General features: G+C 62.9%; 14 protein-coding genes. 7 read left to right on the top strand and 7 right to left on the bottom strand.

Annotated features, from left to right (window positions below; genetic code table 11):
• Nucleotides 1–2: 2 nt before the first annotated feature.
• The 4 genes from BHD07_RS06990 to BHD07_RS07005 all read left to right on the top strand — a co-directional run bounded on the left by BHD07_RS06990 (nt 3) and on the right by BHD07_RS07005 (nt 6,794).
• Nucleotides 3–1,553, top strand: coding sequence for a Do family serine endopeptidase (locus BHD07_RS06990; protein WP_338278634.1), 1,551 nt, complete (start codon nt 3–5; stop codon nt 1,551–1,553).
• A gap of 149 nt (nt 1,554–1,702) precedes the next feature.
• Nucleotides 1,703–2,404 carry a response regulator transcription factor gene (locus BHD07_RS06995; RefSeq protein ID WP_018094561.1) on the top strand — a complete coding sequence of 234 codons (702 nt, stop codon included), beginning with the start codon at nt 1,703–1,705 and terminating at the stop codon, nt 2,402–2,404.
• Nucleotides 2,401–3,798, top strand: coding sequence for a sensor histidine kinase (locus BHD07_RS07000; RefSeq protein ID WP_100672025.1), 1,398 nt, complete (start codon nt 2,401–2,403; stop codon nt 3,796–3,798). The genes BHD07_RS06995 and BHD07_RS07000 overlap by 4 nt, the downstream gene beginning before the upstream one ends.
• 35 nt (nt 3,799–3,833) lie before the next feature.
• Nucleotides 3,834–6,794: a bifunctional [glutamine synthetase] adenylyltransferase/[glutamine synthetase]-adenylyl-L-tyrosine phosphorylase gene (locus BHD07_RS07005; protein ID WP_100672026.1), complete on the top strand. Its 2,961-nt coding sequence runs from the start codon at nt 3,834–3,836 to the stop codon at nt 6,792–6,794.
• 10 nt (nt 6,795–6,804) lie between these two features.
• Here BHD07_RS07005 and BHD07_RS07010 read toward each other — a convergent pair whose 3' ends face one another.
• Together BHD07_RS07010 and pepN are read right to left on the bottom strand one after the other, a co-directional pair.
• Nucleotides 6,805–9,132, bottom strand: coding sequence for a PAS domain-containing sensor histidine kinase (locus BHD07_RS07010; protein WP_198516714.1), 2,328 nt, complete (start codon nt 9,130–9,132; stop codon nt 6,805–6,807).
• Nucleotides 9,133–9,456: 324 nt separating this feature from the next.
• Entirely contained in the window at nt 9,457–12,111 is a 2,655-nt protein-coding gene (gene pepN / locus BHD07_RS07015) for an aminopeptidase N (RefSeq protein ID WP_100672027.1), read from the bottom strand.
• Nucleotides 12,112–12,540: 429 nt separating this feature from the next.
• Between pepN and BHD07_RS07020 the strand changes: the two genes are divergently transcribed.
• Nucleotides 12,541–13,479: a DMT family transporter gene (locus BHD07_RS07020; RefSeq protein ID WP_018094566.1), complete on the top strand. Its 939-nt coding sequence runs from the start codon at nt 12,541–12,543 to the stop codon at nt 13,477–13,479.
• Nucleotides 13,480–13,488: 9 nt separating this feature from the next.
• Here BHD07_RS07020 and BHD07_RS07025 read toward each other — a convergent pair whose 3' ends face one another.
• The 5 genes from BHD07_RS07025 to BHD07_RS07045 form a co-directional block, all read right to left on the bottom strand.
• Nucleotides 13,489–14,778, bottom strand: coding sequence for an MFS transporter (locus tag BHD07_RS07025; RefSeq protein WP_338278640.1), 1,290 nt, complete (start codon nt 14,776–14,778; stop codon nt 13,489–13,491).
• Nucleotides 14,779–15,038: 260 nt separating this feature from the next.
• Nucleotides 15,039–15,194 carry a hypothetical protein gene (locus tag BHD07_RS07030; protein ID WP_100672029.1) on the bottom strand — a complete coding sequence of 52 codons (156 nt, stop codon included), beginning with the start codon at nt 15,192–15,194 and terminating at the stop codon, nt 15,039–15,041.
• A 37-nt stretch (nt 15,195–15,231) separates the two neighbouring features.
• The gene (locus tag BHD07_RS07035; protein ID WP_100672030.1) at nt 15,232–15,408 is read right to left on the bottom strand and encodes a hypothetical protein; all 177 of its coding nucleotides are present in this window, start codon (nt 15,406–15,408) and stop codon (nt 15,232–15,234) included.
• Between the two features lie 138 nt (nt 15,409–15,546).
• Nucleotides 15,547–16,410: a uracil-DNA glycosylase gene (locus tag BHD07_RS07040; RefSeq protein ID WP_100672031.1), complete on the bottom strand. Its 864-nt coding sequence runs from the start codon at nt 16,408–16,410 to the stop codon at nt 15,547–15,549.
• Between the two features lie 72 nt (nt 16,411–16,482).
• Complete coding sequence (locus BHD07_RS07045) at nt 16,483–17,772, bottom strand: Hsp70 family protein (protein ID WP_100672032.1); 1,290 nt, start codon at nt 17,770–17,772, stop codon at nt 16,483–16,485.
• A gap of 269 nt (nt 17,773–18,041) precedes the next feature.
• Here BHD07_RS07045 and BHD07_RS07050 point away from each other — a divergent pair, with 269 nt between their 5' ends.
• Both BHD07_RS07050 and BHD07_RS07055 read left to right on the top strand, forming a co-directional pair.
• Entirely contained in the window at nt 18,042–19,706 is a 1,665-nt protein-coding gene (locus BHD07_RS07050) for an electron transfer flavoprotein-ubiquinone oxidoreductase (RefSeq protein WP_018094572.1), read from the top strand.
• Nucleotides 19,707–20,193: 487 nt separating this feature from the next.
• Nucleotides 20,194–21,192 (top strand): ABC transporter substrate-binding protein, encoded by a 999-nt coding sequence (locus BHD07_RS07055; RefSeq protein ID WP_100672033.1) that lies wholly within the window; start codon nt 20,194–20,196, stop codon nt 21,190–21,192.
• The last annotated feature ends 66 nt before the right edge of the window (nt 21,193–21,258 follow it).

Genomic DNA, 21,258 nt, shown 5'->3' on the forward strand with positions numbered 1-21,258 from the left:
GAATGTCCACGATCAAAAATTCCCGGCCCTCCTTGAAGACAGTGCTGAAGACAACGACGGTTGCGGGTGTCGCGGCCGTGCTGCTGACCACCGGCCTCCCGGCAGAGGTTACCAAGTCCTTCGCCGAAGCCGTCAGCGTGCCCGCTCCGGCTGTTCCGAGCTTCGCGAACGTCGTCGACGCCGTTTCTCCGGCGGTCGTCTCCGTCCGCGTGCAGGCACGTGAGCGCGTCAGCGACGATGGAAGCAACTTCACCTTCGATTTCGGCGGCCGCGGCTTCGAGGATCTGCCCGAAGACCATCCGCTGCGGCGCTTCTTCCGCGAATTCGGTCCCGGTGACAACGACCGCGCGGATCGCTGGCGGGACCGTCGCGGCCCCCGCGGCGAGGGTCGTCTCCGTCCGCGGGCACAAGGGTCCGGCTTCTTCATCACCGAGGACGGTTACCTCGTCACCAATAATCATGTCGTCTCCGACGGCTCGGCCTTCACCGTCATATTGAACGACGGTACCGAGCTCGATGCCAAGCTCGTCGGCAAGGACAGCCGGACCGATCTCGCCGTGCTCAAGGTCGACGACAAGCGCAAGTTCACCTATGTCAAGTTCGCCGACGACGAAAAGGTCCGCGTCGGCGACTGGGTGGTCGCCGTCGGCAATCCCTTCGGCCTCGGCGGCACGGTGACCGCGGGCATCATCTCCGCCCGGGGACGCGATATCGGTTCCGGCCCCTATGACGACTATCTGCAGGTCGACGCAGCGGTGAACCGCGGCAACTCCGGCGGCCCGACCTTCAACCTCGCAGGCGAAGTGGTCGGCATCAACACGGCCATCTTCTCGCCCTCCGGCGGCAATGTCGGCATCGCCTTCGCGATTCCCGCAACGGTCGCGAAAGACGTCGTCGACTCCTTGATGAAGGACGGCACGGTTTCGCGCGGCTGGCTGGGTGTCCAGATACAGCCGGTGACGAAGGACATCGCCGAGTCGCTCGGCCTGTCCGAAGCGAATGGCGCCCTCGTCGTCGAACCTCAGGCAGGCTCGCCGGGTGAAAAGGCGGGCATCAAGAACGGTGACATCGTGACGGCCCTGAATGGCGAACCGGTCAAGGATCCGCGCGATCTTGCCCGTCGGGTCGCGGCATTGCGCCCCGGCTCCACCGCCGAGGTCACGCTGTGGCGTAGCGGCAAGTCGGAGACGGTCAAGCTCGAAATCGGCACGCTGCCGAGCGATTCCAAGGAAACGCCGGCGACCAGCGAAGCGCAGCCCGATGAAGGTCAGGCAGGCGAGGAGGCGCTGGCAGACCTCGGCTTGACGGTAACCCCGTCGGACGACGACAGTGGCGTCACGATCACGTCCGTCGATCCGGACTCCGCCGCCAGTGATCGCGGCCTGAAGGAAGGCGAGAAGATCGTCTCCGTCAACAATCAGGACGTGAAATCGGCGGATGACGTTCTCAAGGTCATCAACAACGCCAAGAAGGATGGACGGACCAAGGCTCTGTTCCAGATCGAGGCTCAGGAAGGCAGCCGCTTCGTCGCACTCCCCATCGCTCAGGGCTGAGACGCCGCAGGAAGGGGCGCGGACTTTCCGAACCCCGCTCCGACTTGGAAGGCGCCGCGACATCGAAAACATGTCGCGGCGCTTGGTGTTTCAAATCCCGTCAGCCGCAGCGGGCTGAAACCGGTTGAGACGAACGGAGGTCCGGGACTATGGTCACCCGTATGAAGATTCTGATTGTTGAAGACGATCTGGAGGCGGCCGCCTATCTGGCCAAGGCATTCCGTGAGGCAGGCATCGTCTGCGATCACGCGAGCGACGGCGAGGCCGGCCTGTTCATGGCGAGCGAGAATGCCTATGACGTTCTCGTCGTGGACCGCATGCTTCCCCGCCGCGACGGTCTTTCGCTGATCACCGAACTCAGGCGCAAGGACATCCACACGCCCGTGCTCATTCTCTCCGCACTCGGGCAGGTGGACGACCGCGTCACCGGTCTGCGTGCCGGCGGCGACGATTACCTGCCGAAGCCCTACGCCTTCAGCGAGCTCCTCGCGCGTGTCGAGGTGCTCGGCCGCCGAAAGGGCGCACCCGAGCAGGACATGGTCTATCGCGTCGGCGATCTCGAACTCGACCGCCTGTCCCATTCGGTCCGACGGCAGGGCAAGGAGATATCCTTGCAGCCGCGCGAATTCCGGCTGCTCGAATACCTCATGAAAAATGCCGGGCAGGTGGTGACAAGAACCATGCTGCTCGAAAACGTGTGGGACTACCACTTCGACCCCCAGACCAATGTTATCGACGTGCACGTCTCGCGCCTGCGCTCGAAGATCGAGAAGGATTTCGATCCTCCCCTGCTGCGGACGATCCGGGGCGCCGGATACATGATCAAGGACGACCGGACCACGGACACATGAGCAGGGTAGGCGTGCTGTTCAGGACGACCGCAGTCCGGCTCTCTGCGCTCTATCTGGTCCTCTTCTCCCTGTGTGCGGCCTTCCTCGTCTTCTACGTGACCGGCATGTCGGAGCGCCTCCTGCAGCAGCAGACGCGGGAAGCGATCGCCGCCGAAGTGGCGCAGATCGCCGGCGTATACGACCGGGCCGGCATCAACGGGCTGCTTCGCTCGCTCGAGCGCCGGGCACGTCAGCCGGGAGCCAATCTCTACGTCATTGCGGGTCCGAACGGAGAGATCCTCGCCGGAAACGTGGCCGCGCTGGAGCCGGGGCTGCTCGATGACGAAGGATGGAAATCCGAGCCGTTCCGTTACCGGCGCTTCACCGACGAGAGCCGCGCCGACAGGCATGTCGCCCTTGCCCAGGTCCTGATGCTCGACAACGGGTTGAGAGTCCTCGTCGGACGCGACCTGCAGGAACCCGAAAAATTCCGTGCGCTCGTCCGTCAGGCGTTGATGGTCGCGCTCGGCATCATGGGGCTCGGTGCGCTGGTGATCTGGTTCGGCATCGGCCGCAACGCCTTGCGCCGGATCGACCGCATGTCGGAGGCGAGCACCAAGATCATGGCCGGCGACCTCTCGCAACGCTTGCCGACGAGCGGTTCCGGCGACGAGTTCGACCGTCTTTCGGAATCGCTGAACGCGATGCTCGAGCGCATCGAAAAGCTGAACGAAGGACTGAAACAGGTCTCGGACAACATAGCGCACGATCTCAAGACACCGCTGACGCGCTTGCGCAACAGGGCAGAGGCGGCGCTCGCCGATACCGAAGAGGGCAACCAGAGCGGTGCGCTCGAACAGATCATCGCCGAGTCCGATCAGCTGATTCGTACCTTCAACGCGCTTCTGATGATTTCCCGCGTCGAAGCCGGCTCCGCCGTCGCCGAGATGAACGAGGTCGACCTGGCGCAGATCGTGGCGGATTGCGTCGAACTCTACGAGCCGCTGGCGGAAGACAAGGAAATGCGCATCGAAGCGGAGGCGGCGGCGGGGGCGGCGATCTCCGGCAACCGCGAACTGATCAGCCAGGCGCTGGGCAACCTGATCGACAATGCGATCAAATATGCGGAAGGTGCCGAAAATCCGCTGATACGGGTTGAATTGAAGAGGAGCGCTCGTCACGTCGTGTTGACCGTTGCCGACCACGGGCCCGGCGTTCCGGAGAATATGCGCGGGGAGGTCGTCAAGCGTTTCGTTCGCCTGGACGAAAGCCGGTCGAAGCCGGGGACGGGCCTCGGCCTCTCGCTCGTCGAGGCCGTCATGGAGATGCACCGCGGCTCGCTGGAACTGTCGGCGACGGAGGAGGAAGGTCGGGGCCTGGCGGTGCGCATGGTTTTCCCGGCGGTTGCGACCTGATAAACCCATGACGGGAACCGAAGGGGGGATTGTGCATGGCGGAAGCGATCGAGCGGTCTTTGTCCGATATCGATGTGGTGGCGATTCGCCCGGCGAGCCAGGCGGACGCCAAAGCCGCCGTTTCCGTACTCAAGGATGCGGCGAAAGGCAGCGAGCAGATTGCCAAGCTCATTGCCTCGGACGCGCCGCTCAAGGATTTTCTCGTTGCCGCCTTCGCGCTTTCGCCATTCCTGCGGGACACGGCGCGTAGCCACCCGGCGATCCTCGAAGCATTGCTATCCGAGGCGCTGCCGACGTTTTTGAAGCGCAGGATCGAGGCCGCAAGGGTGTCCTGGCGGGGCGATGCGCCCGGGGCGGCGCTGCCGGATGCCGAGATCATGACGCGATTGAGACGGGCGAAGCGCGAGGTCGCCTTCGCCGTCGCGCTTGCGGACCTTTCGCGGCTTTTCGGTGGACGTGAGACGACACGGTGGCTCAGCGATTTTGCAGAGGCGGCCGTTTCGGCGGCGATCGATCATCTGCTGCTCGGCGCGCATGAAAGCGGCAAGTTCGTGTTGAAGGACAGTTCCGCGCCGTCCACCGCCTCCGGCGTCGTCGTGCTTGGAATGGGTAAGCTCGGCGCCGGCGAGCTCAACTATTCTTCCGATATCGATCTTGTCGTCTTCTACGATCCGCAGTCGGGCATCATCACAAATCGCGACGATGCTCCGGAAACCTTCGCCCGGCTTTTGCGGCGCCTGATTCGCATCCTGCAGGAGAGAACCGGCGACGGCTATGTCTTCCGCACGGATCTGCGGCTCAGGCCAGACCCGGGCTCCACGCCGCTTGCCATCCCGGTCGAGGCGGCAATGCTCTATTACGAGAGCAGGGGGCAGAACTGGGAACGGGCCGCCTTCATCAAGGCGCGGCCGATCGCGGGCGATCTGGAGGCGGGCGAACGCTTCCTCAAGGAACTGACGCCCTTCGTCTTCCGCAAGTACCTCGACTATGCGGCAATTGCCGACATTCACTCGATCAAGCGGCAGATCCATGCCCATAAGGGGCACGGAGAAATCGCCGTGAAGGGACACAACATCAAGCTTGGGCGCGGCGGCATCCGGGAGATCGAGTTCTTCGTTCAGACCCAGCAGCTGATCGCCGGCGGGCGCACGCCCGCGCTGCGGCTGCGCGAAACGGAAGCGATGCTGCGGATGCTCGCCGAGAGCGGCTGGATCGACGCGGCGACGGCCGAGGAGCTTACCGATGCCTATTGGTTCCTGCGCGACGTCGAGCACCGCATCCAGATGGTGCATGACGAGCAAACCCACCTCCTTCCGGAAACCGAGCCGGAGCTCAGGCGGATCGCCTATATGCTGGGCTTCGAGGATACGGCTTCCTTTTCGGATGCGCTGTCGCGCGTGCTGCGCGCCGTCGAGCGGCGCTATGCGCAGCTTTTCGAGCAGGAGGCGAAGCTATCTACCGAAACCGGAAACCTGGTCTTCACCGGTCAGCAGGACGATCCGGATACGCTCGAAACGCTGAAGAAGCTCGGTTTCCAGCGGCCGTCCGACATAGCGAATATCATTCGCACCTGGCACTACGGGCGCTATCGGGCAACGCAATCGGTCGAGGCGCGCGAGCGGCTGACGGAACTGACGCCGGAGTTCCTGCGCGTCTTCGGCGAAAGCAGGCGGGCCGACGAAGCGTTTCTGCGTTTTGACCACTTCCTCTCCGGTCTGCCCGCGGGGATCCAGCTCTTCTCGCTGCTCGGCAACAATCCCGGCCTCCTGTCGCTGATCGTCAATATCATGTCGTCGGCACCGCGCCTGGCGGACATCATCGCCGCCAAACCGCATGTCTTCGACGGCATGCTGGAGCCGGGGCTGCTTGCCGAACTGCCCACCAGGGATTATCTGGCGCCGCGCATCGCGACCTTCGTCGGCGCTGGCCGGCACTATGAGGAGGTGCTGGACCGTTTGCGCATCATCGCCGCCGAGCAGCGCTTCCTGATCGGTATCCGGCTGCTCACAGGCGCGATCACCGGCCTTCAGGCGGGGCGCGCTCTCACCGACCTTGCCGATCTGATCATTGCCGCCGCGCTCGATGCGGTTCTGGAGGAGGTCCGGTCGGCGCATGGACGTTTCCCCGGCGGGCGGGTCGCAATCGTCGGAATGGGCAAGCTCGGCAGTCACGAATTGACCGCCGGCTCCGATATCGATCTCATCCTGCTCTACGATTACGACGACGAAGTGTTCGAGTCCGACGGCGCCAAGCCGCTCGATCCGGTGCGTTATTTTACGCGGGTCACGCAGCGGCTGATCGCCGCGCTTTCCGCCCCGACCGCCGAGGGCATCCTCTACGACGTGGACATGAGGCTGCGACCCTCCGGCAACAAGGGGCCGGTTGCCACCCGCATAACCGCCTTCGCCAAGTACCAGCGAACGGAAGCCTGGACCTGGGAGCATCTGGCGCTGACGCGGGCGCGCTGCATCTGCGGCGACGAGAGCCTCGTCGGCGAAGCGGAGGCGATCTTTGCCGAGATCCTCACTGAAAAGCGCGACATCGCGAAGATCCGCAAGGACGTCGAGGAGATGCGCGGCCTGATCGACAAGGAGAAGCCGCCGAAGGACATCTGGGATTTCAAACTCATTCCCGGCGGATTGGTCGACATCGAGTTCATCGCCCAGTACCTCGCCCTGATCGCGCCGGCGAGGGGAGTGACGTCCCCTCCGGCCGGCACGCATACGCTCGAGGCGCTGAAGGCGCTCGGCGCCGGGATGATGAATGCGAACGATCTCGATACGGCTGCCGAAGCGCTCGTACTCTTCTCAGAGCTGTCGCAACTCGTGCGCCTCTGCATCGACGGCGACTTCGATCCGAAGGAAGCGCCGGCCGGTCTCGTGGATCTCGTCTGCCGTGCCGGAGACTATCCGGATCTGACGCATCTCGAAGCCGACATTCGCCGTTTCTCGAAGGCCGTGCGCCGGATCTTCCAGGGGGTCGTCGCTGCAGCGTAAGCGGGCGTAGTCAGCCGCGGTCGGGAATCCTGACCGATATGATGGTGCCGACATTCTCTGCCGAATGGATCTTCATCGTCCCGCCGTGAAGCCGCGTCAGCGAACGGGATATGGCGAGCCCGAGCCCGGAGCCGCCCTTGCTCTTGGCATATTGGCTCTGCACCTGCTCGAAGGGCTGGCCGATCTTCTGCAACGCGCCCTTGGGAATGCCGATGCCGGAATCGGCGATCGTCAGCGTGACGGCGCCCCTCACCTTGCGCGCCCGCAAGGAGATGCGGCCGCCTTCATTGGTGAACTTGACGGCATTGGAGAGGAGATTGAGCAGGACCTGCTTCATCGCCCGGCGGTCGGCGAACATCGTCAGGCCGGAGGATATCTGCTGGACCACGCGGATGTTCTTTCGCTCTGCCGGAATCGCCGTGAAACGAAGGGTCTCCTCGATGAGTGGCGCGAGATCGATCCGCTCGCGCGTGATGCGCATATGGCCGGCCTCGATCTTCGACATGTCGAGTATGTCGTTGATGACGTTGAGCAGATGCTTGCCGCTCTCGAATATGTCGCGCGAATACTCGTGGTATTTCTCCGAGCCGAGGGGGCCGAACATCTGGTCCTGCAGGATTTCCGAAAAGCCGAGAATGGCGTTCAGCGGGGTGCGCAGCTCGTGCGACATGTTGGCGAGGAATTCGGACTTTGCCCGGTTCGCGGCCTCGGCGCGCTCTTTCTCCGCCTGATAGTTCGCGTTGGCGACGGAAAGTTCGGCCTTCTGCTGCTCGAGCGTTACGCGGGAGGCGGACAGATCTCCGATGGTTGCCATCAGCCGCCGCTCCGATTCGCGCAGGCGAACTTGATGCCGCTTGAGGAGCGTGATGTCCGTGCCCACCGAGACGAGCCCGCCGTCGCGCGTGCGCCGCTCATTGATCTGCAGCCAGCGTTCGTCGGCAAGCTGAACCTCGCTCGTCTGCGAGTGATTGCTCCGGTCCGGATCGGCGACGCGCCGTTCGACAACGGGCCTTGCCGCCGCCGCATGGACGATCGTGCGTTCGGTGCCGGGCACCAGCACGTGGTCGGGCAACTGCCAGGCTTGCTGGTAATGGGTGTTGCACATCACCAGGCGATCGTGCTTGTCCCAGAGCACGAAGGCCTCCGAGGTGCACTCGATCGCGTCCGCCAGGCGCTGATCGGCCTCGGCGTAACGCTGCGCAAGCCTGTGTTGCTCGGTCACGTCCATCGCAATGCCGATCAGATGCGTCCGGCCCGACACGGTGCGGATCACCTGGGCACGCGCTCGAAGCCATACATAGTGGCCATCCGCATGGCGCATCCGGAACACCTGATCGATCTGGCGCTCGTTGCCTTTCGCGATCGCCCGAGCGACCCGGTATATGCCCCGGTCTTCGACATGCATGAGACGGGCGGCATCGCCGAACGAAAGCACGCTCGCGTCGCCCGGCATTCCCAGCATCTCGTACATCGAGCGGGACCAGAAGAGGCGCCGGTTGTCGAGATCGAAATCCCAGAGGCCGCAGCGTCCACGCGAGAGCGCCGTTTCGACGCGCAGGTTCGACTCGGCAAAGACCGCATCGGCATCTCGGGCGCGCTTTGCCTGGATGTAATAGGCATAGAGGACGACCATCAGGATTGCCGAAACGCCGGCAAACAGCGTGACGTTGAGTGAAATTTCGTCACGCCAGGCCGCTTCGAATCTGGCGATCGACGTCGCCGCCAGAACCGCGCCGCCGGAATCCGGCAATTGCCGGAGCGCGATGAAATGCTCGATGCCGTCGATCGACGCTCTTACGACGCCGGCACCCTCGCCGTAATATTGCAGCGTCGCGACCTCGGGAGCGATTGCGGAGAGCGTGCGCCCGATGAGATGGACGCCATCCTGCGTCCCGGCAAAGACGCGTCCGTCTCTGCGGACCGTCAGCAGGAAAATTCCGGCGTCCAGGATTTCGGCAGGCAGAAGTTCGGTGAGCCGGCGTTCGACCTCCCAGCGGCGGCCATCGGCGAAGAGTTCCGATCCGCCGGTCTGGAAAACACCGGCTGCCGCTGCGGCCGCGAGGCTGACCGTCCGGCGGGAGGAGGCTTCCATGCGGGCATGCTCGTCCATGATGCCCGACATCCGTGAGATCGCCACGATGAGAAGAAAAGCGATAATGAGGACCGGGATGGACCGCTTGAGCATCGGCTCGGCCATTGCGAGCTTCTGCGAGGCCGGTTCGGCAAATATCTTTGCCTGCTCGATGAACTCCCGTTCGAGGCTCGAAAAGCCCGGAAACTTGAGTCGCAACCGCCCTTCGGCTGCGCTTCCCCGTCGCGCGTCCGCCATCTTATCCAATTTGTCGTCCTCGAAAAGCGATCCGCACGCGACCATGCCGCAAGGAACGCTTGATTCTTCTCAGTCCGAAACGTCGGTCCCGTCTTTATCGGTTTCCCGGAAGCGGGCGTTTCAGTGATTCGGCGCGCCGCTCGCCCGAATCTGACTCAATGAATCACAGGGCGATTCGCCTTGTCCAGAGGTAACGGTAAAGATTTGTTAACCATATTTCATCGTTGGGAAATGATAGCCGGACTGCCAGAGCCGACTTCGGGCCAGATCCACGACGGTTTCAGGTCGATCCGACCTGAAACCGTCGTGTTCGGCGGTGTGCCGGTGCTCTGGTCAGTGCTTGTCTTTGAGCATGCGGTCGACGATGTCGCTGACATCGGCGGAAAGATTGGAGGCGCGCGCGATATCCTCGAGCGCGCTGCGGGCGTGGCCGGCCCGGATCTTTTCGAGCGACCGCCAGGAGCGCATCGACGTCAGAATACGCGCCGCAAGTTGCGGGTTGCGCGCATCGATGTCCAGAATCTGCCGGGCAAGGAAACGATAGCCTTCACCGTCGATGCGGTTGAAGCCGGTGGCATTCGCGAAGGCGAATGTGCCGACCAGTGAGCGAACGCGGTTCGGATTGCTGGCATTGAAGAGCGGATCCGACATCAGCGCCCGAACGCGGTCGAGCGTCGATGCTCCGGGAATCGTCGCCTGAATGGCGAACCACTTGTCGATGACCAGCGCGTTGTCGGCAAAGCGCGTCTTGAACGCGGCCAGGGCGTCCGCCGTCTCTTCGGCGCCCGGAAACCGATGCGCAAGAAGCGTCAGCGCCTGGCTGAGGTCGGTCATGTTGTTGGCGGACCGAAACGCATCAGCGGCTTTCTCCGGTTTTCCGTCGGCATAGACGAGGTAGGTGAGCCCGGAATTGCGCAGCGCCCGCCGCCCGGCGCTCTCGGCATCGGGACGGAACGGGCCGGACAGGGACATTTCGTTCACCAGTCGCGCAAAGGTGTCTTTGCCGGCCGTGGCGATGGCGGCCAGAATAGCCTGGCGGCCGGCGTGAATGGCATCCGGCTCGTTGTTGCCGCCGATTTCGCGGCCTATGTCGGTTTCGCTCGGCAGGGACAGCACTTGCGATCGGAACGCCGGCTCCAGTCGGTCGTCGCCGGCTGCTGCAAGCAGGGCGTCGACGAGCGCATCGTCACAGGCAACCGGCTGGCCGGTACGCGCTTCCGCTGCCGCCTTGACGAGATTGTCGAGGGCCATCGCGTTCAGCGCCTGCCAGCGTGCGAAGAGGTCGGTCTCGTGGCGCGCAATCAGCGCACGGTGCTCGGCGCTTTGCGCCAGGTGCAGATTGACGGGCGCGGAGAAGCCGCGATTGAAGGAGGGGACCGGCTCGGATGGCATGCCGGAAAAGGTGATCGTCTGTTTGCGCTCGGTCAGGTGCAGTACGTCGCCGGTGATCTCGGCGCCGGAGACGGCCGAGGGCCTCGCCTCGCTTCCGTCCGGAAGCAGCAATCCGAAGCGGAGCGGGATATGCATCGGTGCCTTGCTGCTCTGCCCGGGCGTCGGCGGAACGGTCTGCTCCAGCGATAGCGTGTATGTCTGGCTGGAGGCGTCATAGGTGCCCGCAGCGGTGACGAGCGGCGTTCCGGCCTGATGGTACCATAGCGAGAACTGCTTGAGGTCGCGGCCGCTCGCAGCCTCGAAGCAGGCAACGAAATCCTCGATCGTCACCGCCTGGCCGTCGTGCCGCTCGAAGTAGAGGTCCATTCCCCTCTTGAAGTGGTCGCGGCCGAGGATCGTCGCGATCATCCGCGTGACCTCGGATCCCTTCTCGTAAACCGTCGTCGTGTAGAAATTGTTGATTTCGCGGTATTGCGTCGGGCGCACCGGATGGGCGAGGGGGCCGGCATCCTCCGGGAACTGCTCGGATTTCAAGTGCCGCACTTCGGCGATCCGCTTCACGGCGCGCGAACGCATGTCGGCGGAAAACTCGTGGTCGCGATAGACGGTAAGGCCTTCCTTCAGGCAGAGCTGAAACCAGTCGCGGCAGGTGATGCGGTTGCCGGTCCAGTTGTGGAAATATTCGTGGGCGATGATCGCCTCGATATTGGCATAGTCCGCATCGGTCGCCGTCTCGGGATCGGCGAGCACGTATTTGTCGTTGAAGATGTTGAGCCCCTTGTTCTCCATGGCGCCCATGTTGAAATCGGAAACGGCAACGATCATGAAGATGTCGAGATCGTATTCGCGGCCGAAGACCTCCTCATCCCATTTCATCGACCGCTTCAGCGCATCCATGGCGTAGGCGGCACGCGGCTCCTTGCCGTGCTCGACATAGATCTTGAGCGCGACGTCGCGGCCGGAAGCGGTGGTGAAGGTGCCCTCGACGACGCCCAGATCGCCGGCAACGAGCGCGAACAGGTAGCTCGGCTTCGGATGCGGATCGAACCAGGAGGCAAAATGACGGCCGTCGCCCATGTCGGCGCCGCCGAGATAGTTGCCGTTCGAAAGCAGGAGCGGTGCGGAAGCCTTGTCCGCGATGATGTTCACGGTATAGACCGCCAGCACGTCGGGGCGATCCGGGAAGTAGGTGATGCGGCGGAAGCCTTCCGCTTCGCACTGGGTGCAATAGACGTCGCTCGTGCGGTAGAGGCCCATCAGCTTGGTGTTCGTCTCAGGCGACAAAGCCGTCGTGACGGTGATCTCGAAGGGCGCCGCTTCCGGCAGGCCACGAATGGTAAGCGTGTCGTCCGTCGCTTCATAGAGCGTGCCGGGAATCGCTTCCTGGTCGAGCAGCAGGCCGGTCATGGTGAGCTCGTCGCCGTCGAGAACGAGCGGTGCAGAGGGGCTGACGCCTTCGCGGCGATGGAAGATCATGCGCGCCTCGACCTTCGTTTCCCTCGGGTCGAGTTCGAAAGTCAGGTCCACCCTCTCGAGTACGAAATCGGTCGGCCGGTAGTTTTCCAGATGAACGATCTGGCCAGTGTTTGTCCGCATGGTCAGTCCTGCTTGCGCCTTCTTGCTCTTTTGATTTGTAGAGGGCGCTCGTGATGGTGAAAAGCCAAGATCCGAGATTTACGCACGAATGTGGTGCCGGCGACAGTACATCCGGCAGCAAAAACGCAGGGCCACTCCCGCCTCTTATTGACCGAAGGTTTATCGGAGCGGCACTAACAAGAACTAAATCCGTGACGATTTTTTCGGGCTTGCTAAATAACCTGCAGGCCCATTTTTCTCCGGCAACAAGCTTTGCATATGCGGGCGAATTCATCACGAAAAAACCAGCTCCATCACGAAATTTGATCCAACATGCTGCGCAAGCACGGCTAAGGTGGCGTGGTCCTTTCGCGGCCTTGCCGCCGCGTCCTCCCGTTTCTGTTGGCCTTCCGACCGGTTCGCCGATGTCAGTTTGAAAAGTTGCGTTTCATGGATGCGGACGATGTGAGCCCGATGAAGGGGATTGTGCTCAAGGTGCTCTCCGTCGTCGTCTTCGTGTGCATGTCGACCTGCATCAAGGCTGCGGGCGACGATATCCCCACCGGCCAGATCACCTTCTATCGCTCGGCTTTTGCGATGGTGCCGATCCTTGGATTTCTGGCATGCCGTGGCGCATTGCGGGACGCGTTCAGGACCACTGATATTACCGGACACCTGGTGCGCGGCTTTGTCGGCATTCTCGCCATGAGTTGCGGCTTTTACGGCCTCGTCCATCTGCCGCTGCCGGAGGCGATTGCGATCGGCTATGCCATGCCGCTGCTCGCCGTGGCTTTCGCAGCAATTTTTCTGGGCGAGATCGTGCGGCTCTATCGCTGGTCTGCGGTGTTTGTCGGGCTCGTCGGCGTGTTTATCATCTCCTGGCCGCGGCTCACGCTGTTCAACGAAGGCGGCTTCGGATCGGCCGAGGCCAAGGGTGCGGTCGCCGTACTGCTTTCGGCAGCGCTCGGGGCAACGGCGATGGTGCTCGTGCGCAAGCTCGTGCAGAAGGAGCGCACGCACACCATCGTCCTCTACTTTTCCCTCTCGGCCGCGGTGTTCTCGCTCGCGACGCTGCCTTTCGGCTGGTCCGAGCTTTCCTGGCAGGCCTTCGTTCTCCTGACGATCGCCGGCTTTTGCGGCGGCGTCGGGCAGATCCTGCTGACGGAAAGCTACCGCCACGCCGATATGTCGACGATCGCTCCCTTCGAATACACGTCGATCGTGCTCGGCATAGTCATCGGCTACTTCCTCTTCGGCGATGTGCCCACCCTGACCATGCTTGCCGGGACGGCGATCGTCGTCGGCGCGGGCATCTTCATCATCTACCGGGAGCATCGGCTGGGACTGGAGCGCAAGGGCGCGCGCAAGCACGTGACGCCGCAGGGATAAAGGGATGTGCTACTCGGCGCGTTGCTCCCAGGCAGGAACGGTATCGTCCTCGATGAGTTCGCCTGCGTCCTGCTGTGGGAGCGAACCGGTGACGTCGGGACCGGGGGTCGGCAGCACCGTGGTCGCCTGAAAATCGGTCTTCGCGACGAGGCCGTCATGCTGCTCGCGCTGAAGGATGCGCCACGCGGCATAGCCGCTGTAGAGTGCAAAATACACGGCAAGCGCGATGAACAGTGCGACGGGGCCAAACCGGTCCATGACCGGACCGACCATCAGCGGACCGGAGATCGTGCCGAGGCCGTAGGTGATCATCAGCCCGGATGAAATCTCCACATATTCGTCGGGGCGGGCAAGGTCGTTGGCATGCGCGACGTTCAGCGCGTAGATCGGGAAGAGGACCGTGCCGATGCAGGCGGCGAGTGCATAGAGAACCGGGGGACTGCTCGCAATCGAAACGGACATGGCAAGGCACGACACGACGCCGGCGATGCCGCAGGCAACCATGACGATGCGCCGGTCCATCCGGTCCGAGGCGCGGCCGATCGGGACCTGCGAGATCGCGCTGCCGGCCAGAAGCGACGCGAGTAGTGTCGCTCCCTCGCCGGTCGAAAGGCCGATCTTCTGGGTGAAGACGCCGCCGAGATTGAGCCACGCGCCCGAGAGCGCACCGGCGAGAAAGCCGCCGACGACGGCGACCGGCGAGCGGCGATAGAGTGCGGGGATATCGAAATTTGCGCGTGCCGGGGGGGCCGGCATCGGCGAGGAGGAAAGGGCGGTCGGCAGCAGGGCGAGCGAGAACAGCACGCCGCAAAGGATGAACAGGGAGGTGTTGCTCGGATCGCCGAGCGGCACCAGGTACTGTCCGCCGATCGTGCCGACCATGCTGGTGATGAGATAGAGCGAGAAGAGCAGGCCGCGATTGTCGTTCGTCACCCGCTCGTTCAGCCAACTCTCGATGACAAGATAGCTTCCGGCAATCGCAAAGCCCGACACGGCACGGAAGCCGATCCAGGCGCGCCAATCGACGACGAGCCCGCACATCAGGATCGCGATGGACAGGAGCGTTATCAGGGCGGTGAAGACGCGGACATGGCCGACACGCAGGACGAATTTAGGCGTGACGATGCAGGAAAGGGTGAACCCCAGCGTGTAGCCGGTTGCGAAGATCGAGATGGTGAGGGTCGACCAGCTTTCCGCCACGGAGCGTACAGGGATGACATAGCTCTGCAGCCCGAAGGCGACCATCATCAGGAAGGTCGAGAGCATCAGGCTGAAAACGGAAGCGAAGTTCGCCAGCATCGGCGCTCCTGGAGAGGGGATTAAGGAGCGGCTTCGTTTCGGCTCGGCCGATGAACTTCGTCACTCCGTCAAAACGAATCGAGAGTGGCTGTAACGAAGTTCCGGGGCGCTGTCGATTGCGACAGGGAATGGCGAAATGGCGCAGCCGGAAAGGCTGGAGCGGGATGAGGAAAGTGTGTGCGGATTTCCGCCCGCATCCGCGTTCCACCAATTGGAATCGATCACGTTGGTTTCAGGTCGATCCGGGACCCAAACGAGCCCTATCTCGGCAGCAACTGGCTCGGCGCGCCGTGATCGGCGCGGCGCCCGTCGCTGGCGATGCTCAGGCGGCTGTACTCGCGAGACGCGCGGACGGCGGTGCGAATGTCGGAGATCGTGTCGACGAGACCGCGAATGCCGTCGAGCGCCTTGGACATGATCGTTCTCTCCTGCAGTCTTTCCGGCGCAGGGCGTTCAGCGCTGGATGAATTCGGCGAAGATCTGAGCCGGGCGGGTCGTCCGCGCGAGACCGATTGCTGTCAGCTGCTCGTTGGCAGCCGACCCGAAGCTGTTGAACGGCGCGCGCGAGGAGGCACCGGCGTAGCGGAGCGTCTCGAAGCTGCTGTGAATCGGGCGATAGCGGGCAGTCATGGTTCAAATCCTTATCCATTCCTCCCGTCGTGCTATATTGCGGTGCAGCATGGGTTTTGCAATGCGCTAAAACGCCGCTCAGACATGCGCAAATCGCATGGCTTTTTTCACACCTTGTTCATAAATCGAGCAGTTGTATCAGCCGAGGCGCGACTTGAACGCCAGCAGGTCCAGCCAGGCGAAGCGCTTGTTGACGGGAGCGGCGACAAGGTCCTGCGGATGCAAGGTGGCGAGCGTTGGAATGCCGGTGCCGCCAAAGGTGAGCTCCCGCCATTCGCCGCGCAGTTGATGGATCGTTTCGCCGCCGAAGAAGAAGCGGGCGGTGAAGTTGCCGAGCAGAAGCAACTGCTTGGGTTCGGCCAGCGCGATCTGACGCTCGATGAACGGCCGGCAGATATCCGCCTCGCGAGCGCTCGGAACGCGGTTTCCCGGTGGCCGCCAGGGCACGGCATTGGCAAGAAGCACGTCCTCGCGCGAGAGGCCGATGCCGGACAGCATCCGTTCGAGCATCTCGCCGTGCCGCCCCGCAAAAGGGCGGCCGTCGCGGTCGTCATCCGCATAGGGCATCGGACCGATGATCATGACACCCGAAGCAGCACTGCCTTCGGCAAAGACGAGGTTGCGGGCGCTGTTCCTGAGGTTGCAGCCGGCAAAGGCCTCCATGGCCGTGCGTAGCTCTCCCAGCGATCGCGCGGCATCGGCAACGAACTGCGCCTCCTTGATGGCCTGCTCGTCCGGTATCGCAACCACCGGAGGGGATGCCGGAGGCGCGGGGCGACGCTCGCGCGAGGGGGCGGCAAGGGGAGCAGGCTGCTGCGGTTCGACTGCGGTCGCGCTGGTTTGCGGCACGGCGCGGCTTTGCGCGCGCCTGATTCTCATCGCCTCGAATTCAGCGAGCCGATCGACCGGTTCGTCTTCGAGGAGCCACTCGACACCCGCCTCCGCATGGAAGGCGAGAAGGGCAGCGAGTTCGGAGCGGGAGAGGTCGTTGGCCGAGATCATGGGGCGAATGTAACAGATCGGTGGGCGTGGTCCACTGCACGTTCCTCAAATCTGTGGTGGCAGGGACTGCCTTCAGGCCGCTGCTGTCCAGGCCGCGATGTCGTCGCGCTCGCCGATAAGCGCCAGGCCATGGGCGATCGACAGGAGCTCGCCGCCGCTCTCGATGCGCTCTTTGCCGAAGCGGTTCTCGAAGAGACGGCGAATCGCCGGCACGAAGGATGTCCCGCCGGTCAGAAACACCTTGTCGATCCCGTCCGGTGTTGTCGCAGAGGTTGAAAGGACCTCGTCAAGCGCTTCCTCGATGCGGGCAAGGTCAGGCGCAATCCAGGCTTCGAACTCTTCCCGGTGAACGGTACGGCGTGCGCGCTCGCCCAGCGGCGCAAAGGCGAATTCGGTCTCCTCAGCCTGCGAGAGCCGCATCTTGGTGGCCGAGACCGCCTGATAGAGTGGATAGCCTTCGTCATGCTCGATGAGCTCCACGAAGGACTCGAGCTTTTCCGGCTCCAGGCTTGCGCGCACCAGTTTTTTCAATTCGGTGAAATCTCTCAAGGTCTTGAAGATAGAAAGCTGATTCCAGCGGCCGAAATTCGCGTAGTAGCTCGACGGCACCTCAAGCAGCTTGTCGAAGCTCTTGAACAGACTCCCCTTTCCGATGAGCGGCGAGACGATGTTGTCGATAATCCGGAAGTCGAAATGGTCTCCCGCGATGCCGACGCCGGAATGTCCGATCGGCGTTGCCGTCAGTCGACCGGCCTGGCTCTCGAATCGGATGATCGAGTAGTCGGTGGTGCCGCCGCCGAAGTCGGCGACGAGCACCGTCGCGTCGCGATCGAGGTTGCGCGCGAAATAGAAGGCGGCCGCGACCGGTTCGTACACGTAATGGACTTCGGGAAAACCCATGCGGGTAAGCGCGCGATTATAGCGTTCGAGGGCCAGTTTCTCGTTCGGATTGGCGCCCGCAAACTGCACGGGACGGCCGATCACGACACGCCTGAAGGTGGACTCCCAGTTACTGCCGGCATAGTCTTTGAGCCGCGTCAGGAAACGCTGCATCAGGTCCTCGAACTCGTAGCGCTTGCCGAAGATAAGCGTGCCCTGGAAGAGCGCGCTCGCGGCAAAGGTTTTGATCGACTGAAGGAAGCGGCATTCGCCCGGATTGTCGATGAATTCGCGGATTGCCACCTGTCCTGCTTCGACTTTCAAGGGCGAGGGACCGGCATCCTTCAGGAAAGAGAGCGCCGTGCGCGTCGTGTCCGATCTCCCGATCGGGCTTTCCACGACGATGGAGCGCGTCGAGGCGCCGTCGGCCTGCGCCAGTACCGAATTGGTCGTGCCGAAGTCGAGGCCTAGGGCGAATGCCATGATCGTCTCCGTCTTGTCGGTGATGCGGCTTGCGGGGTGGGGCGGGCCTCCTCGCATGCGAGCGCTGCAAAAGCAAGCTGCCCATCGGCCGGATCCGCCCAGATGCATTTACGTTTACGTTCAAGTAACATAGTAATCTCATGAACTCATGCGCAAATGCAGAGACAGTCTGTCGCATCCCGGCTCGACAAGGTTTACGGCATTTGTCATGACGGGATGATTTGGCCGGGAACGGAGCCGGCAGAAGACCGGCAGAACTGGAGAGTGTAATGACCGAGCAACAAGAACTCCCCGAACGCGAGAGCATGGAATTCGACGTCGTGATCGTCGGGGCGGGACCGGCGGGGCTTGCGGCGGCGATCCGGCTGAAGCAGGTCAATCCGGAACTCTCGGTCGTGGTTCTGGAGAAGGGCGCCGAAGTGGGCGCGCATATCCTCTCCGGCGCCGTGGTCGACCCGATCGGCATCGACCGGCTCTTGCCCGGCTGGCGCGACGAACCGGACCACCCGTTCAAAACGGAAGTCACCGACGACCAGTTCCTCTTTCTCGGCCCCGCCGGTTCGGTCCGCCTTCCCAATTTCCTGATGCCGCCGCTGATGAACAATCACGGCAACTATGTCGTTTCCCTCGGCAATGTCTGTCGCTGGCTCGCCACCCAGGCGGAAGCGCTCGGCGTCGAAATCTATCCGGGCTTTGCCGCGACCGAGGTCCTCTACAATGACGAGGGCGCGGTGATCGGCGTTGCCACCGGCGACATGGGCATCGAGCGCAACGGCGAGCCGGGGCCGAACTTCGCCCGCGGCATGGAGCTGCTCGGAAAGTACACCCTCATCGGCGAGGGCGTGCGCGGCTCGCTCGCCAAGCAGCTGATCGCCAGATACAAGCTCGACGAGGGGCGCGACGTGCCGAAATTCGGCATCGGCCTGAAGGAACTCTGGGAGGTGAAGCCGGAAAATCATAGGCCCGGCCTCGTGCAGCATTCCTTCGGCTGGCCGCTCGGCATGAAGACCGGCGGCGGATCCTTCCTCTATCACCTCGAGGACAATCTGGTCGCCGTCGGTTTCGTCGTCCATCTCAACTACAAGAACCCATATCTCTATCCGTTCGAGGAGTTCCAGCGCTTCAAGACGCATCCGGCGATCCGCGGCACCTTCGAGGGTGGCAAGCGGCTCTCCTACGGCGCACGCGCCATTACCGAGGGCGGCTACCAGTCGGTGCCGAAGCTTTCCTTCCCCGGCGGGGCTCTGATCGGCTGCTCGGCCGGTTTCGTCAACGTGCCGCGCATCAAGGGCAGCCACAATGCGGTGCTGTCGGGCATTCTCGCGGCGGAGAAACTCGCCGAGGCGATCGCCCACGGCCGCGCCAATGACGAGCCGATCGAGATCGAGCGCGGCTGGCGCGAGAGCGCCATCGGCCAGGACCTGAAACGGGTCCGCAACGTCAAGCCGCTCTGGTCGAAGTTCGGCACCGCTGTCGGCGTGGCGCTCGGCGGTCTGGACATGTGGACCAACCAGCTCTTCGGCTTCTCCTTCTTCGGCACGCTGAAGCACGGCAAGACCGATGCGCAATCGCTCGAGCCGGCCGCCAAACACGAGAAGATCGACTATCCGAAGCCGGATGGCGTGCTGACCTTCGACCGGCTCTCCTCGGTGTTCCTGTCGAACACCAATCACGAGGAGGACCAGCCGGTGCATCTTCAGGTGAAGGATTGGGATCTGCAGAAACGCTCGGAATACGAGGTCTATGCCGGCCCGTCGTCGCGCTACTGTCCGGCCGGCGTCTATGAATGGGTGGAGAAGGACGGCGAGCCCACCTTCGTCATCAACGCCCAGAACTGCGTCCACTGCAAGACCTGCGACATCAAGGACCCGAACCAGAACATCAACTGGGTGCCGCCACAAGGGGGCGAAGGGCCGGTCTATCCGAACATGTGAATGTTCGGAGAGGCGGGCCCGCACGGACTCCCGTGATGAGAAGGGTGGCGAAGGGCCGGTCTATCCGAACATGTGAACGTTCGGAGAGGCAGGTCGAACGCGCCCTGTCCGAATACGCAATTGCACTTCCCGAAAGGCCGGCGATCGTTCGCCGGCCTTTTCGCATATCCTTATAAGTCGTCCAGCTTCCGACGTGGATGATGGGGGTCGCCGGCAAATGAATTTAAAAAAGGGGGTTAAACCCATCAATTATTTGTGTAGTTTGACAAACGGCAGGAATGTCAGCCGCTGACGCAAATGGGAAAGTGTTCGCCGGAAAGACACGATAGCAATGTGGGCGGTACCGGTCCGAACAGGTATCGGTTGACCCGCGAGCTGTCGCGCCCCGGCATCGGATCGGGGCGGGTGCTTGTTCCGTTCACTGTCAGCAGCTGCGGTGAGGCTGGCAGTCCGCCATAGAGACACCGCCAAAACAGAGGGAGCCGAAATGAAAAAACTTCTTGCAACGACATGCCTGGCCGCCGGTCTTTTGGGACTCGGCAGCGCGGCATCGGCGGCGGAATGCGGCGATGTGACGATTGCCAACATGAACTGGCAGAGCGCCGAAGTCCTGGCGAGTGTGGACAAGTTCATTCTGACCGAAGGCTACGGCTGCAGTGCGGAGCTCGTCGTCGGCGACACGGTGCCGACCATCACGTCGATGATCGAGAAGGGCGAGCCGGATATCGCGCCGGAGGGCTGGGTCGACCTGCTGCCGGACGTGGTGAACCGCGGCCTCGAAGAAGGCAAGCTCGTAGGCGCCGCAGTCGCGCTTTCGGATGGCGCCGTACAGGGCTGGTGGGTTCCGAAGTACATCGTCGATGCCAACCCGGACATCAAGACGATCGACGACGTCCTGAAGCATAAGGAACTCTTCCCCGATCCCGAGGATCCGAACAAGGGCGCGATTTTCAACGGTCCTCAAGGGTGGGGCGGCACGGTCGTGACGACGCAGCTTTACAAGGCCTATGGCGCCGAGGCGGCGGGCTTCACGCTGGTCGATACCGGCTCGGCGGCCGGCCTCGACGGCTCGATTGCCAAGGCCTATGAGCGCAAGCAGGGTTGGGTCGGCTACTACTGGGCCCCGACAGCGCTGCTCGGCAAGTACGAGATGGTCAAGCTCGAGCATGGCGTCCCCAACGACATGGCCGAATGGAAGCGCTGCAATACGGTTGCGGATTGCCCGGATCCGAAGAAGAACGATTGGCCGAAGGACAAGGTCCAGACACTGGTAACCAAGGAATTCGCCGACCGCGCCGGCCCGGCCATGGAGTATCTCAACACCCGCGCCTGGACGAACGACACGGTCAACAAGCTCATGGCCTGGATGACCGACAATCAGGCGAGCGGCGAGGAAGGCGCGAAGCACTTCCTCGAGGAAAACCCGGACCTCTGGACCAAGTGGGTCTCGTCCGAAGTCGCCGAAAAGATCAAGGCTGCCCTCTGATCAACTCGCCTCGAATGAACGGCGCGCGTAAAAGCGCGCCGTTTTTTGTTTTCTGCTGCGTAGTTT

Source organism: Sinorhizobium sp. KGO-5 (assembly GCF_036245905.1).
Taxonomy (GTDB): Bacteria; Pseudomonadota; Alphaproteobacteria; order Rhizobiales; family Rhizobiaceae; genus Sinorhizobium; species Sinorhizobium meliloti_A.